A 15,281-nucleotide genomic window follows, 5' to 3' on the forward strand; every position below is an offset into this window, starting at 1 on the left:
ACCAAGGTAGGGCAAGGAGGCTCTATGAAGCATGGCATTGCGGTGATTATCACCAGTTTGTCTATTCAGGTTGCAGCAGAACCCCAGTGGACCTTCATGGATGAAAACTTGGCAAGGGGAGGGGTCTATGATGTGCGCGCTGAAAAGGTCAGAGTGGTGGTTCCTGACAAGCCTTTTGAACCCGGGCATCTCGCCAGTGTATTGACCTTGCCATTGCCGGATGGCACTACGGTGCAGTTTGATGTTCATCCCAATGCCTTGCTCCCGGAGCCTTTGGCCCAGCGCTACCCTTCTATCAATACTTACAGTGGGAAGGCTATTGATCGGGCGGCGGATACAGGCCGATTTGATGTCACCATACATGGTTTTCACGGTATGTTTACCCATCAGGGGCGTACCTTTTATGTCGATCCGCTTCAGGACGGTTTCTCTTATGCTGTTTATGAACAGCAAGATGCTTGGCGGCGACAGGATGTGGATCAGGTGATTGATCCTCATGGTATCGAGCGTGAGCGAGCTGTGCTGGTCGATGGCAATTTGCGCAAGCGCTACACTATCGCCATCTCGGCAACCGGGGAATATACCCAGTATCACGGTGGTACCAAGGTTGCAGCACTCTCGGCCATTGCAACACTGCTTAATCGGGTCAATGAAGTCTATCGCCGTGATGTGGGGGCCGAGTTTCAGCTTGCAGCTGATACGGATAATGTGATTTTCACCGATCCTGCGACGGATCCTTTCACCAACTCGACCCAGGATATCGCAATCAACCAGACCCAACAGGGGGTGTTGCTCAATCCTTCTTTTGATGTGGGCCATCTGCTGGCGACATCAGGCGGCGGGGTGGCGACCCTGAGATCTTTATGCAACCCTTTCAGCCGTTCACGGGGCATGACCGGAGGCTCACAGCCTATCGGTGATGCGTTCTTTATTGATTATGTGGCTCACGAATTGGGGCACCAGCTGGGGGCCGAGCACTCCTTCAATGGCATGGCCGACAGTTGTGCCACGGGTCGCAAGGCTAGCTCAGCCTGGGAACCGGGCAGTGGCTCGACCATCATGGCCTATGCCGGGATCTGTGGTGAGGAGAATCTGCAGGTTTACAGCACACCTTTTTTTCACAGCAAGTCGATCGAGCAGATGCGGGCTCTGATGGCCTCTCTGCCCTCCTGCGGCACCGACCTGGCGCTTGCCAATAACGCGCCAGTTGTGGATGCGGGGGGCGATAGGGTGATCCCCGCCAATACGCCTTTCACTCTTGTCGGTAGTGCGCTGGATCTGGATGGTCATCCCCTCAGTTACACCTGGGAGCAGGTTGATCTTGGCAATGCATCCTACAGCGTGGCAACCATGGTGGATGATGGAACCCGCCCGCTGTTTCGCTTTGTTTCACCGACATCGGATCCCCGCAGAACATTGCCCGCCATGAGCTCTCTGATATCGGGTGTTTTGGCCAAAGGAGAGGCGTGGCCTGCGACCAATCGCAATCTCCAGTTCCGCCTTACCGTACGTGATGGTCAGGGGGCGGTGAGCAGTGATGAAATGGTGGTTCAGGTGATCAATACCGGCGCGGCATTTGCCATCACAGCTCCGCAGATCGGCGCCATGGTGGCGGGTAGCACTCAGCTAGTGACATGGAATGTTGCCGGGACCGATCAGCCTCCTATCAATTGTCCCAGCGTGGATTTGGCACTGACACAGAATGGCGGCTCTACCTGGACTACGCTGGCAAGCGGGCTTGCCAATAACGGTTCGGCCAGTGTGGTGTTGCCTGCACCGTTGACCAGCACGGCCAGGCTGAAGCTGGCATGCAGCAATAATATTTTTTTCTCTATCAATGGGATAAGAGGTAATGCGTCTGCCACTACGGAAAGTGCAACGGTCATTACCGACAACAATGCGGGTGGCGGCGGTGGTGGTGGTGCAGTGAATCTTATCGTGATCCTCCTGATGGGAGGGGCAGCCGGATGGCGCAGGTATTACGGTTAGCCGTCAGTTTGCTGTTTCTATATATCTGCGCAGCGCCTGTTGTGGCCGCATCACTGACCGAGGCAATAGATGAAAGTCTTGCTGCTCAGGATTATCGGCTCATCGTGCGTGGCGGGCGCGGCGGTATGGCTCCGGGGGTTGTGGAGTCATTGCAAGCAGAAGCGAGAACCCGGTGCGGAGTCCGTTATCTGAAAGGGTTCGGTGATGTGATTGAGATGGGTAAGGAGTTGGAGTTTGAGCAGCGGATTGACTATGCCACCCGATATAACCGACAGATGCTGGAAAGGTGCATGCCGGAGGCGATTTCAAGGCCGTAGTGGTTGTTCAACAACGGCGTGTAAATCGGCATGATTGGAGTTATAACTCTAATATTCCAAACATAGTTATAGCCTCATGGGAATGAGTCGATGACTCACATATGAGCCTCCATATAATTTTTTTGGAGTTTTAACTCTATTAAAAAGAACTGCTGAAAATGCTAACAAAATGAGCTATTTATAAACTATAACTCACTAACTGCATGATTTTAAATGAAATAAAATTCATTTAATTTTTATTGAAAAAGTTGAATTGTGATTTGCGTCACGTTATTCTCGCCGGCTGTTCAGTCAGGTGATTAATAATGATGAAGTTCACAATAAATGCAATCTCAGTTGTCATCGCAATGTCAGCCAATATCGCGCTGGCATCCCCATGGCATATGGTCGAAGCACACAATAGGCAGGCGGCTGATACCGTCACAACTAGTGCCTATACCAGCTTTAAGGTCGATGAAGAGTTTATTCAAAATCTACGTGCTGGCGATACGCTGATTACTTTGCCATTACCAAATGGTGGAATGGTGCAATTTGAAGTGCAGCCCTCGTCGGTGTTGCCACCTGCATTGGCCGCCAAGTATCCGGATATCATGACCTTTAAAGGCCATGAAGTGGGCAATGAAAATAATACCGGCAGTTTTGATATTTCCCCACGTGGTTTTAATGGCATGTTTATGCACCAAGGGGAGCAGGTGTTTATTGATGTTCAACGTAGTGGTCTTTATTCTGTTTATTACAAGAAAAATGTAAAACCGCGAAAAAATGGGCATCATGAAGAGTTGATGCAGAATAATACAAGTGAGTATGAAAGTGGAAAAAAGCGCTTATTGTTAGATAGTGCAACTAAGCAAGCAGCACAAAAATATAACTTTCCTGGAATAAAAACTTATCGGATTGCGATATCTACCACTGGAGAGTATACCACCTCATTTCATGGTAAAATAGGTGCATTGTCATCTATTGTAACATTGCTGGCTCGTGTAAATGAGATATATGAGCGTGATCTCGGTATAAAATTTATCTTGGCTGATGGCAATGACAATATCATTTTTGACGACCCGGATAAAGACCAGTTTTTTAACGGGTATAATAAAGACCGCACATTTACCACGCCTACAATAGACCGTGATGATGCACATCGAAATGAGCTTGTTCAACTGTTGGCTCAAAGAGAAGCCGATCCTGCGAAAAAGTTAGGTGAGTTTGATATTGGCCACGTGCTGATGACGACCAATTATTCTGGCTTGGCATGGGGGACGCTGTGCGCAGCTCCAAATCTCGATTATTTCGGGAATCAGTCCCCTGGTCGAAACTTGCGATCTAATGCAATGAGTGGAGCTGGTAATGGCAGCTCGGGAGCGGGAATTGCAGAGATCGATGCGATGTTTGTCGATACTTTTGCGCATGAAGTGGGCCATCAACTCGGTGCAGAGCATATTTTTAATGTCAATACTGGTGGACGTGTAGCTAATTCCGCTTGGGAGGTTGGTAGTGGCACAACCATCATGGGGTACCCTGGCAGAGCAGGCATGGGATCACAAAATCTGCAATCTAAAACGACAGGTTATTTTCATAGCAAGTCCATTGATCAGATGCGTGCTGTGCTAGCCAACCGTCCAGATAATTGTGGCGCTGTTGAGCCTATGATCAAGCAAGATATTGATGTGAATATCTCGCCAGCATCGCAATCAAAAGTTATTCCTGTTCGAACTGCATTTTCACTCACAGGGATTGGTTTCGGTGAAGATGGAATGACATTTACCTGGGAACAGGTTGATATTGGTCGGGCGACTGAGAGTGCATCTGATATATATTATGGGAAATTGAGCGATGGACCCTTATATCGTTTTGTTGCGCCTACAACGTCTCCTGAACGTCACTTTCCTTCTTTAGCGACTCAGCTAAGGGGATATGAACGATTTATGTTGCAACAGCCTGAGCTAATAAAAGATGAAGAGAAGGGCGATCCGTGGGTCAATGTACCGCGCACTCTGAATTTCCGTTTGGTGGCCCGTGATGGCAAAGGTGGTGGTGCCTATGATGAGACCTCGGTCGAGGTGGTCGATACAGGTTCACAAACCTTCAAGATATTGCCAGCCCCTGACCAGCGTATTCTGGTTGGCAGCCCGACCACAGTGAATTGGCAAGTAGCTGGAACCGATGGTGGCCGCATCAACTGCCAGCGGGTCGATATCAGTTATAGCAACGATGAAGGCAAGAGTTGGCAGCCGCTGGTCAATGGCGTGAACAACAATGGCGCCCATGAGGTGACCATTCCGGCCAATGTTGGCAGCGCTGTTCGCCTCAAGCTGGCCTGTAGCGACAATATCTTCTATGCCATTACGCCAAAACTGGCGACTAAGAGCAGTAACACACCGGCTCCCCAGCCTGAAAGCAATGGCGGCGGTGGTGGTGGCGGTTCGACTGGTCTGTTCGCGCTGCTGGGCCTTGGTATCGCTGCGCTGCTGCGTCGTCGTGAGACCATGAGCTACTAAACCAGATACCCCAAGGATGAGATTACCCATCTTTGGTAAATTGATGAACCAAGCGAAGAGGCGTTAGCCTCTTCGCTTTTTTTGTATGGTTTACAAGGTCGCTTTATCGAGCGCACAATGCCTGCGTCACTCTCTTGATGGTCGTGGAACCATTATTTATTTGAAGGAAAATCAAGATGATGGATGTTGCTGATCTGCGCCGTGAATACTCCCGTGGCGGGCTGCACCGGGCCGATCTGCCGGCCGAGCCGCTGGCGCTGTTCGAGAAGTGGTTGGCGCAGGCTTGTGAGGCCAAACTGACCGATCCCACCGCCATGGTGGTGGCGACGGTGGATGCCGATGGTCAGCCCTGGCAGCGCACCGTGCTGCTCAAGCACTATGACGCCCAGGGGATGGTCTTTTACACCAACATGGGCAGCCGTAAGGCGCAGCAGCTGGAAGGCAATCCACGTATCAGCCTGCTCTTCCCCTGGCACACGCTGGACAGACAGGTTCATGTGACCGGTCGGGTGGAGAAGATGAGCACCTTCGAGGTGATGAAGTATTTCCACAGCCGCCCCAAGGATAGCCAGATCGCTGCCTGGGTCTCCAAGCAGTCGACCCGCATCTCGGCCCGCGGCGTGCTGGAGGCCAAGTTCCTCGAGCTCAAGCAGAAGTTTGCTAATGGCGAAGTGCCGCTGCCGAGCTTCTGGGGCGGATTCCGGGTGGTGATCGAGACGGTGGAGTTCTGGCAGGGGGGCGAGCACCGGCTGCACGACCGCTTCTACTACACCCGCGACGGGGATGGCTGGCATATCGAGCGTCTGGCTCCCTGATCGTGCTGTTCAAATCTGTTTTCACAAGGAGTGTGTATGCGTCTGTATGGTGATCTGCGTTCCGGCAACTGCTACAAGGTGTGGCTGCTGGCCCGCTGGCTGGATCTGCCCCTTGAGTGGGTAGAGGTCGATATTCAGGCTGGGGATACCCGTACCCCCGCATTTCTGGCCATGAACCCCAACGGCAAGATCCCGTTGCTGGAGATTGGCCAGGGCGATACGCTGGCGGAATCCAATGCCATCCTCTTCTATCTGGCGCACGGCAGCGCCTTGTGGCCAACCGATCCGCGCCAGCAGGCCGAGGTGCTCAAATGGATGTTCTTTGAGCAATACAGCCATGAGCCCTATATCGCGGTGGCCCGCTTTATTGTTCACTATCTCGGCCGCCCCGAGTCGCAGGAGGCGCGGCTCGACGGACTGAAAGCCGGTGGCGAGAAAGCGCTGGCGGTAATGGAGCAGCAGCTGAAACAGAGCCCCTATCTGTGCGGTGATGCGCCGACCATCGCCGATATCGCCCTTTATGCCTACACCCACGTGGCAGAGGAGGGGATCTTCTCCCTGCAGGGGTGGCCCGCTATCCGTAGCTGGATCGCCCGTATCGAAGCCCATCCCCGTCACCTGACGCTGCCAGCGGCCTGTCAGGCCAGCTGATGGAACTGCTGATCGAGGCCAGTCTGTGGCAACCGCAGTGGGCTGCGCTGTTGCCGCACTGGCAGCAGCAAGGTCATCGCTGGCAGCTGCTGCTGGGCAAAGAGGCGGCCGCCGCCCTCGATCAAACCGATGCACCCTGGGCGAGCAGCCCTCCAGACGGGGTGCTCTGCCCTGGAGCCCTGCTGGCTGCCTGGCTCGATGGCGATCTGCTGGCGGATTTTCATGTTGATCCCAGCCGCCAGATCCTGATCAGCGCCTCTACTTCCCTATTGACCCTCGCCAGGGAGCAGGGACTGCTCACCCTTGGCCCTGTGGGGGCCGATCTGCCGCTCACCCCCGAGGCCGATTTGGGCGCCGTGCTCAATCGCCTGCTGGCGCGCCGCGTGACGGCGCCGACCCTGGCTGAGGGGCATCCGCTATCAGGCGTCGTGCTGCGACCACTGCAGGCCGCCGATGAGCGCGAGATAGTGCGCTACTGCAGCGACGAGGCGCTGGCCCGCTACACCCTCAATATTCCTCACCCCTATCCGCCGGAGGGGGCCCGCGACTGGCTGGCGCTCAGCTGGCGCAAGGCGGCGCTGGGCCTTGGCTGGAGCTGGGCCATCACCTTGCCAGAGGAGCAAGGGGCGGCGCTGGTTGGGGTGATCTCCTTGCACTGGAATGGCGAGCTCGCCTGGTGGGTGGGCGTGCCCTGGCAGAATCGCGGTCTGGCGACCCGGGCCGCTGGCTTGGTCAAGGAGTTTGCCTTTGACCAACTGCAACTGCCGGCGCTGACGGCTCGCCATATGCCGGACAATTTAGCCTCCGGCCGGGTGATGGCAAAAGTGGGGATGCACTATCGCGGGCGGCGCCATATCAGTGGTCGCCAGCCGTGCGAGGTGAGCTACTGGCGATTGGATCGCGCACCCTCCTTACCCAATCCCTTGGCCGGGGAGATTTCCCGCTGGCTGGCTGATGAGCGGATCGCCGTGGTGATCCTGTGGGATCCTGTAACGTTGGATCGGCAGAGTGCCAACGGCAAGCTGGCCATCTCGCTCTTTGTGGATGAGAGGGGCGCGGGGGAGGAGTCCTGCTCTATTCGCTGCCCGCCGCATCTTGAGAGGTCTCTGGAGGTGCACTGTTACCCCGTCGAACTGCTGGAGCAGGCCGAACCGGAGCAGTTGTCCCATCTTGGCGGCGTCTTGCTGAAAGACAGGGATGAACAGGGGCTGGCGTGGTTGCTGCAACTGGCCGCGCTGCAGCGTCAAGGGCCCGAGCTGCTCAGCCGCGAGGAGCGCGCATCACGGCGCCACTGGTTCAAACAATTGATGGCGCAGGCGCTGGGCGGCAACGGTGATTCTTCGCAGATACGCTATCAGCAGTTACGGCTGCTGGTGGAGCTGCCGGAGCTGGTCGACGAGCTGGATGGCTGTTGGCATCAAACGCCCGAACTGACCTTTGAGCGGTTGGCGCGGGAGGCTCCCGCCCTCTGGCTTGCCTACCGGGAGGCGATGAACAGGGCCACCCCGGCTACGCTAACCGCTTTGCAGCAACAGTTTGCAGCTCGTTTTCCTGAGTGCACCCTCCCATTTTTGGACAAAGGTACTCAGAATGACCAGCCGTTGTGTGGAATAATGCCCGCTCTGCTGTACGAGGAGTAATACCTGATGTTGAGAACCGAGCGCCCCGGTGACATGCTGCCGGTCTATGAGCTGCTGAGTGCCGCCTTCGGTCGTTCCGATGAGGCCGAACTGGTCAACCGCCTGCGCGAATGTGGCGCTGCCGTGGTGACCATGGTCGAAGAGGAAGAGTACGAGTTCATGGGGCACCTGATGCTAAGCCCGATCACCATTAACGGAATGGAAGGGCCCTGGCTCGGTCTGGCGCCGGTCGCGGTTCATCCCGACTGGCAAGGTCAGGGGATTGGCTCTGATCTCATCCGCGAAGGGCTTGATACGGCGCTTGAGATGGACTGGAAAGGGGTGGTAGTACTCGGGGATCCGGCCTATTACAGCCGTTTCGGTTTCCGCCCGGCTAGCGAGTTTGGCCTGCACTGCATCTATGAGGTGCCTGCCGACTGCTTTATGGCGATGGAGCTGCAGGAGCGCGGTTTTGCGGGTGTGCAGGGTGAGGTGCTCTATCACCCGCTGTTTGATGAACTCCCCGACGAGCTGCCGGACGCGCAGGCAGAAGAGTCCCATTTATAGCGAGACGTCGCAGCGACAAGCCATAACGAAAAAGCCCTCATCGAGGGCTTTTTCATCTTGTATTGGTCCCTGCCGGGCTTATTCGAGCAAATTGGCTCAGGCAATGATATCGAGCTGGGTGCCCTTGCGATTATCTTCGCCCACCATGTCACCCATCTGCTGGGCGAGCGGGCTCTGCTGGAATTGCATGTAGTCGCTGAGATTCTGCTGGCGCTGGTAGCGATTCGCAGCCTGATACATATCAGCCGTGCTCGGGCCCGACTTGCTGTCGCTCTCCTGACCGCTGGCCTCCAGGTAGCGCTCCACCACGGCTTTATCTTGCTGGTTAGCCGTATAAGAGACCGCCAGGGTTCTGCGAGCCGTTGCTTTCTCTTCGCTCTGTGCCTGCAATTCATCCTTCTTGTTCAGTGCTTCGTTACGGGCCTGACTGACCTGCTCGGGTGTGACAGCGGGAGAGGAGGGGTATTTGCCGTAATCAGGCAGCGGCATGGGCCGGGAGGTGATTTGCATGGTGGAGCTTCTCTTTTGAACAGGGACGGACGCATGATACTCATCGATCTTAGTTCAATAAATCACCACTTGTCGGTTCATCAAGAGTAGGTTCAGCTTCGCGCATCGATTGTTAATTGAACCGCCTCTGAGTGACAAAAAAGGCGCCATAAGGCGCCTTTTTATCCTTCAGTTACCGCCGGATCAGTTGAAGAACCAGTAACCGCGGTTGACCAGACGGGTCAGCAGTTGCAGGAAGCCAGCCTGATCGGCCAGCTCCACCATGTCGGCTTGAGTGATGATGTCTTTGTCACACAAGAGCGAAATGGCTGCTGCGTCTTCGCTTTGCAGCGTCCAAGCTTCGCCGTCGATGAAGCACTGCTGGCTCTCGCCGCTGAACCAGACGGTGCGCAGACCCGGCACCTTGATGGCAGGTTCGCCCTGGGTCAGCAGGTCGGCCACTTCCTCGGCGCTGTAGTCCGGCTCGACCGGATTGACGTCGAGATCGTGCTTGGCCTCGGAGATCATGGTGCCGAACCACTCCTTGAACAGAGTCTCGTCATCGAGGGCCTGCTGCATCAGCTCGCGCAGACGGTGCAGCTCGTGGGGCTGGATCTCGCCGTGACGGGCGCGGGGCTTGAGATCGGCATCGCCGTAACGCTCGGTACGCACCTCGTTGTCGATCAGGTGATCGGCAAAGGAGGAGATAAGCGCCTTGGCATCCGGTGCGCGGAAGCCCACCGAGAAGTTCATGGAGGGCTCGATGGCGTAGCCTTCGTGGGGGAATCCGGGCGGAATGTAGAGGATGTCGCCCGGCTCCATGATGACGTCGATGATCGCCTCGAACGGCTCGCAGTGCAGCAGGGCGGCGTGGGCGGCGAACTCGTTGAGCGGCTTGGCATCGCCAACCCGCCAGTGGCGTTTGCCCAGACCCTGGGTGATAAACACATCGTAATTGTCGATGTGGGGGCCGACACCCGCATGGGGGGTGGAGAAGCTCACCATTACATCGTCAAAGCGCCAGCCCGGAATGAACTGGAACGGCACCGCCAGCTCGTTCACCTCGGGAGCCCAGTGGTTGCAAGCCTGTACCAGAATGGTCCAGTTCTCTTCGCCCAGATGGTCGTAGGATTCGAAGGGGCCGTGGGCAGCATCCCACTTGCCGTCGAAACGGGTGACCAGGCGGGACTCTACCACCTCTTCCATGGCCAGACCCGCCAGCTCGTCCGGGCTGATGGGATCCTGAAAGTCCTTGAAGCCACCCTTGATAAGGAGCGGGCGCTTCTGCCAGTAGTGCTCAAGGAAGTGAGCGATATCCAGATTGAGTTCGTACATGCTGTTTCTCGTGTCTCGCAAAGAGGTTTTGCCCAAGGCAGGCTTGGGAAAAGCCACTCGGGATCCTGCCGTGGCAGGGAAAATAACAGGGGCCCTGTGGCGTATCGTGCACAGGGCCCCTTCGTCACTGCCGGTTGGCTTACTTCAGCAGATCGACCAAACGCTGGGCGTCACCGATGTAGTTGGCCGGGGTCAGCTTCTTCAGCTCAACCTTGACCGCTTCCGGCAACTCCAGGGTGTCGATAAAGGTGCGCATCCCTTCGGCATCGACGCGGCGACCACGGGTCAGCTCCTTGAGCTTCTCGTAGGGCTTCTCGATACCGTAGCGGCGCATCACGGTCTGGATCGGCTCGGCCAGCACTTCCCAGTTGGCATCCAGATCGGCGGCCATGGCGGCGTCGTTGGCTTCCAGCTTGGCGATCCCCTTGAGGGTCGCCTGATAGGCAATAAGCGAATAGCCGACTGCCACACCCAGGTTGCGCAGCACTGTGCTGTCGGTGAGATCACGCTGCCAGCGGGAGATGGGCAGCTTAGCGGCCAAGTGCTGGAACACCGCGTTGGCCAACCCTAAGTTGCCTTCGGAGTTCTCGAAGTCGATGGGATTGACCTTGTGCGGCATGGTGGAGGAGCCGATCTCGCCCGCGATGGTGCGCTGCTTGAAGTGACCCAGGGAGATGTAACCCCACACATCGCGGTCGAAGTCGATCAGGATGGTGTTGAAGCGGGCCATGGCGTCGAACAGCTCGGCGATATAGTCGTGCGGCTCGATCTGGGTGGTGTAGGGGTTCCAGGTCAGACCCAGGGAGGTAACAAACTCCTCGGAGAACTGGTGCCAGTCCACATCCGGGTAGGCGCTGAGGTGGGCGTTGTAGTTGCCGACCGCACCGTTGATCTTGCCGAGGATCTCCACCGCCATGATCTGCTTGAACTGGCGCTCCAGACGGTAGGCGACGTTGGCCATCTCCTTGCCCATGGTGCTCGGGGTCGCCGGCTGGCCGTGGGTGCGGGAGAGCAGCGGCATGTCACGATACTCGTGGGCCAGGCGCTTGAGCTCGCTGATCAGCTTTTCGCAATAAGGCTTGATGACCTCTTCGCGGGCGGTTTTCAGCATCAGACCGTGGGAGTTGTTGTTGATGTCTTCCGAGGTGCAGGCGAAGTGGATGAACTCGCTGACAGCCGCCAGCTCCGGGTTCACTTCGACTTTCTCTTTGAGGAAGTACTCCACCGCTTTCACATCATGGTTGGTGGTGCGCTCGATCTGTTTGATGCGGGCGGCGTCACTCTCGTTGAAGTTGCTGACGATGCCGTCGAGCAGGGCGTTGGCGGCCGCGCTCAGGGCAGGGACTTCCGGGATCCCGGCGTGGCTGGCCAGTTTTTGCAACCAGCGCACCTCGACTTCGACGCGAAAACGCAGCAGGCCGAATTCGGAGAAGATAGGGCGCAGGGCATCGGCCTTGTCGCCATAACGACCGTCAATCGGGGAAACAGCAGTCAGCGCGGACAGCTCCATGGGGTGAACTCCTGATGATTTGTGTGGGGGATCCGTATCCACTCGCGCGTGGGGCTGAGTCGTCATCAAGGCGGATGTGCGGCTATTTGCCCTGATGTTGACCTCGCTTGCCCGCGCGCGAGCCGATGATTAGTAACGTTTGGCCAGCTCCACCATCTTCTTGCGAGCGAAGATGATCTGGGTGCGGCTGCCACCGAGCTGACGCCACAGCACGCAGGCACGAATGCCAGCCAGCAGCAGGGCGCGCACCTTGTGCTGCACCAGCGGCTGCTGCAGGAATAGCGGGGTACCCGCCACCTGGATGCGCGGCCCGATGGGGCTGATAAGATCGCTGTAGATGCTCGCCATGTTGGCCAAAATCTGCTCGTCGAGCAGATCGAAGTGCTGTTGCTGGCGGCCAATCTGGCTGATCCGCTCACCCAGCATATTGAGAATGTCCTTGCGCTTGGCCAGCTTGCGCTCCAGTGCAATCAGGCTTACCACGTAGCGGGTCAGCTCGGCATTCTTCTGGCTGCCGTCGGCACCCAGCTGCTCGACCAGCGCGCGGTAGCCGTCGCGAATGGCCAGATGGGTGTTGTTGAACACCTCGAGCGGCTGGCTCGGGTTGGTCACCAGAATGCTGGAGAGGCTCTCGCGCAGGGCGGCCTCGTCACAGCTGCCGTCTCGGGCCACCTTCTGCACCAGATACGCGGCCTGGCAGATGCCGGCAAAGGCCATGGTTCTGTCTTGGAATTTATCGCTCACGTCTGCTGCCTTCTGTTAAGGATTCAAACCGGATGGCTGAAACGTTGTTCGATGATGCCGCCGCCCAGACACACTTCCCCGTCGTAGAAGACGGCGGACTGGCCCGGGGTCACTGCAGCCTGCTTCTCGTCGAAGATGACCCGGATGGTCTCGTCGTCGATGGGCTGGATCAGGCAGGGGATATCCTGCTGACGGTAGCGGGTCTTGACGGTGCAGCGACGCGGCTCGCGAATGGGGGTGCGATCCACCCAGTGCAGCTGGCTGGCGATGAGGCCGTCGGAGTAGAGGCGGGGATGCTCGCCCTGCGCCACGACCAGCACGTTGCGCTCGACCTCTTTGTCGACCACATACCAGGCCTCTTCGGTGGCATCTTTGCGACCACCGATGCCGAGCCCCTTGCGTTGGCCCAGGGTGTGATACATCAGACCCTGATGCTCGCCGATCACCTTGCCATCCACGGTCTCGATTTTACCGGGCTGGGCGGGCAGGAACTTGGCCAGGAAGTCCTTGAACTTGCGCTCGCCGATAAAGCAGATGCCGGTGGAGTCTTTCTTCTTGGCGGTGATGAGATCCAGCTGCTCGGCGATGCGGCGCACCTCCGGCTTCTCCAGATCGCCAACCGGGAACAGGCTCTGACCCACTTGCTTTTCGCTCAGGGTGTAGAGGAAGTAGCTCTGATCCTTGTTGGTATCGAGACCGCGCAGCAGGCGCGGGCGGCCTGTGCTGTCGTCACGGCGCACATAGTGGCCGGTGGCGATGTAGGTGGCACCCAGCTCTTCGGCGGCAAATTCGAGGAACGCCTTAAACTTGATCTCCTTGTTGCACAGGATATCCGGGTTCGGCGTGCGGCCAGCCTTGTACTCTTCGAGGAAGTGCTCGAACACATTGTCCCAGTACTCGGCCGCGAAGTTGATAGTGTGGAGTTTCATCCCCAGCTTGTCGCAGACGGCCTTGGCATCAGCCAAATCCTGGGCGGCAGAGCAGTACTCGTCCGTGTCGTCTTCTTCCCAGTTCTTCATGAACAAGCCTTCGACCTGATAGCCCTGCTGCTGGAGCAGGTAGGCCGAGACGGAAGAATCCACGCCGCCGGACATGCCGACGATCACCTTGATTTGGCTGTTGTCTGTCATTAGTCGAAGTTACCAGTTCGTTTAAACGGGGCGTATTCTACCAGAGTTTTGCGCCCCCGGTCACATATCCATGCCGCAGTTCCCATCAGGAGCCTGATAGCAGGAAATCGTTTTTCTGTTGTTGGCCTTTGTCACCGAAAAAGAGTGTCAAATGGCCTCAGATAAAGGCCTTGAGTGCCGACAGTGGCAGCCGTGTCCCCGCCAGATAGTCCTGAATGCACTGCCACACCAAGGGGCTGCGCAGGGCCGGTTTGCATTCCGCTATTTCTTCCAGAGTGAGCCAGTGGCAAGCCAGCACATCGCCGTCAGGATCCTCTGGATGGTGCTGACCCGGCGCTTTTTCAAGGTCGAAGATGATGGCGGTGCGCACATAGGTGGCCTCGCTGTCGGCCGGTTTGAACAGATAGGTACCAAGCCAGGCGGTCGGCATGGCGGTCAGCCCCGTCTCCTCTTTCAGCTCACGACAGGCCGCTTCAAGCAGGTTTTCCCCCGGCTCCACATGTCCGGCGGGCTGGTTGAAACGGCGCTGGCCCTTGATCTCCTCTTCCACTACCAGAAAGCGCCCCTGCCACTGCACCAGGGCGGCGACCGTCAGACGCGCCTCCATGCGGGCGTGACTGGTGGTCGATTGCTCTGCCTGATTGCTCATCATGACTCCTTGTCGTTGCTATTGGGATTGCCCGCTCGGGCGGGTCTGCGTGCCGTTCCTCGCCCGCTGCTGCGGTGTTTTCCGCCGGTCGGGTTCGTGGCTGCGCGCTCGGTTGGATGAGTGCTGCGGGGGCGTTCGTCCTGTCTCGGCTGGCTGGCCCGCCGTGGCGCATCCCCTGCCGGTTTGGCCGGTTTGGCGGTATGAGCGCCTGAACGGGATGAGGCGGGACGCGGGCTGCGGCTGGAGCTCGGCGTCAGCTCGGGGGCGGGCAGGCTGCGGCTCTCGCCGGGTGCCAGACCATCGAGGGTCCAGTCGCCGATGGCGTAGCGAATAAGGCGCAGGGTGGGGTGGCCGATATGGGCGGTCATCCGCCGCACCTGCCGGTTGCGCCCCTCGATGATCTTGATCTCCAGCCAGCTGGTGGGGATCTCCTTGCGCTCGCGGATCGGCGGATTGCGCGGCCACACCGCAGGTTCATCCATGATGCGCGCCCCGGCGGGCAGGGTCATGCCGTCATTGAGCTCCACCCCGGCGCGCAGGGCGGCCAGTTTCTCTTCGCTCGGGATCCCTTCCACCTGCACCCAGTAGGTCTTGGGGGTCTTCTCCCCCGGCTGGGTGAGGCGCGCTTGCAGCTTGCCATCGTTGGTGAGCAGCAACAGCCCCTCGCTGTCGCGATCGAGCCGTCCTGCGGCGTAGATGCCGGGCTCTTTGATGTAATCCTTGAGGGTCTCCCGGCCCGCCTCGTCGGTGAATTGGCAGAGCACCATATAGGGCTTGTTCAGCAGGAGCAATTTGCGATCCTCTGGGGCCAGCTCCGGTTTGCGGGGGGATGCATGGCGGGGTGCGGCTGGTTTGGCCGCCGTGCGCGGGGCGTTATCGCGCGGCGCGCGGCTGACAGAGAGACGGGAGCGGGGAGATTTCATCGGATACACACTTCAGACAGACGATGGCAGCGAGTGTACCACAGGGTG

14 protein-coding genes are annotated in these 15,281 nt (G+C 57.7%); 7 read left to right on the forward strand and 7 right to left on the reverse strand.

Annotated features, from left to right (window positions below; genetic code table 11):
* The first annotated feature begins 24 nt into the window (after positions 1 to 24).
* The 7 genes from BN1139_RS07945 (at position 25) to BN1139_RS07985 (ending at position 8,453) form a co-directional block, all read left to right on the forward strand.
* Positions 25 to 1,989, forward strand: a complete 1,965-nt coding sequence (locus BN1139_RS07945) for a reprolysin-like metallopeptidase (protein ID WP_005353639.1) — start codon at positions 25 to 27, stop codon at positions 1,987 to 1,989.
* Positions 1,968 to 2,306, forward strand: coding sequence for a hypothetical protein (locus BN1139_RS07950; protein ID WP_005353635.1), 339 nt, complete (start codon positions 1,968 to 1,970; stop codon positions 2,304 to 2,306). Before BN1139_RS07945 ends, BN1139_RS07950 begins: the two co-directional genes overlap by 22 nt.
* Positions 2,307 to 2,611: 305 nt before the next feature.
* Entirely contained in the window at positions 2,612 to 4,801 is a 2,190-nt protein-coding gene (locus tag BN1139_RS20915) for a reprolysin-like metallopeptidase (protein ID WP_013723556.1), read from the forward strand.
* A 176-nt stretch (positions 4,802 to 4,977) separates the two neighbouring features.
* The gene (gene pdxH / locus BN1139_RS07970) at positions 4,978 to 5,616 is read left to right on the forward strand and encodes a pyridoxamine 5'-phosphate oxidase (RefSeq protein WP_005353629.1); all 639 of its coding nucleotides are present in this window, start codon (positions 4,978 to 4,980) and stop codon (positions 5,614 to 5,616) included.
* A gap of 36 nt (positions 5,617 to 5,652) precedes the next feature.
* On the forward strand, positions 5,653 to 6,267 hold the full coding sequence (locus BN1139_RS07975) for a glutathione S-transferase family protein (RefSeq protein ID WP_005353627.1): 615 nt from the start codon (positions 5,653 to 5,655) through the stop codon (positions 6,265 to 6,267).
* A complete protein-coding gene (locus BN1139_RS07980) occupies positions 6,267 to 7,907 on the forward strand; it encodes a GNAT family N-acetyltransferase (protein ID WP_005353626.1) in 1,641 nt (546 codons plus the stop codon). The genes BN1139_RS07975 and BN1139_RS07980 overlap by 1 nt, the downstream gene beginning before the upstream one ends.
* 6 nt (positions 7,908 to 7,913) lie before the next feature.
* The gene (locus BN1139_RS07985) at positions 7,914 to 8,453 is read left to right on the forward strand and encodes a GNAT family N-acetyltransferase (protein ID WP_005353625.1); all 540 of its coding nucleotides are present in this window, start codon (positions 7,914 to 7,916) and stop codon (positions 8,451 to 8,453) included.
* A 96-nt stretch (positions 8,454 to 8,549) separates the two neighbouring features.
* On the opposite strand, the gene BN1139_RS07990 is transcribed toward BN1139_RS07985, so the two are convergent.
* From BN1139_RS07990 to rluE, 7 genes are all read right to left on the reverse strand, one after another.
* A complete protein-coding gene (locus tag BN1139_RS07990) occupies positions 8,550 to 8,963 on the reverse strand; it encodes a hypothetical protein (protein WP_005353624.1) in 414 nt (137 codons plus the stop codon).
* Positions 8,964 to 9,146: 183 nt separating this feature from the next.
* Positions 9,147 to 10,277 (reverse strand): ribosomal protein uL16 3-hydroxylase, encoded by a 1,131-nt coding sequence (locus BN1139_RS07995; protein WP_005353621.1) that lies wholly within the window; start codon positions 10,275 to 10,277, stop codon positions 9,147 to 9,149.
* A 139-nt stretch (positions 10,278 to 10,416) separates the two neighbouring features.
* The gene (gene purB, locus BN1139_RS08000) at positions 10,417 to 11,787 is read right to left on the reverse strand and encodes an adenylosuccinate lyase (protein ID WP_005353620.1); all 1,371 of its coding nucleotides are present in this window, start codon (positions 11,785 to 11,787) and stop codon (positions 10,417 to 10,419) included.
* A gap of 129 nt (positions 11,788 to 11,916) precedes the next feature.
* The gene (hflD, locus tag BN1139_RS08005) at positions 11,917 to 12,531 is read right to left on the reverse strand and encodes a high frequency lysogenization protein HflD (RefSeq protein WP_005334622.1); all 615 of its coding nucleotides are present in this window, start codon (positions 12,529 to 12,531) and stop codon (positions 11,917 to 11,919) included.
* A gap of 23 nt (positions 12,532 to 12,554) precedes the next feature.
* The gene (mnmA, locus tag BN1139_RS08010; RefSeq protein WP_005353619.1) at positions 12,555 to 13,661 is read right to left on the reverse strand and encodes a tRNA 2-thiouridine(34) synthase MnmA; all 1,107 of its coding nucleotides are present in this window, start codon (positions 13,659 to 13,661) and stop codon (positions 12,555 to 12,557) included.
* A gap of 157 nt (positions 13,662 to 13,818) precedes the next feature.
* Positions 13,819 to 14,310 carry an NUDIX hydrolase gene (locus BN1139_RS08015; RefSeq protein WP_005353618.1) on the reverse strand — a complete coding sequence of 164 codons (492 nt, stop codon included), beginning with the start codon at positions 14,308 to 14,310 and terminating at the stop codon, positions 13,819 to 13,821.
* Positions 14,310 to 15,233, reverse strand: a complete 924-nt coding sequence (gene rluE, locus BN1139_RS08020; RefSeq protein ID WP_005353617.1) for a 23S rRNA pseudouridine(2457) synthase RluE — start codon at positions 15,231 to 15,233, stop codon at positions 14,310 to 14,312. The genes BN1139_RS08015 and rluE overlap by 1 nt, the downstream gene beginning before the upstream one ends.
* Positions 15,234 to 15,281 lie beyond the last annotated feature (48 nt).

Origin of the sequence: Aeromonas veronii bv. veronii (assembly GCF_000820225.1) — a bacterium.
Classification (GTDB): Bacteria; Pseudomonadota; Gammaproteobacteria; order Enterobacterales; family Aeromonadaceae; genus Aeromonas; species Aeromonas veronii.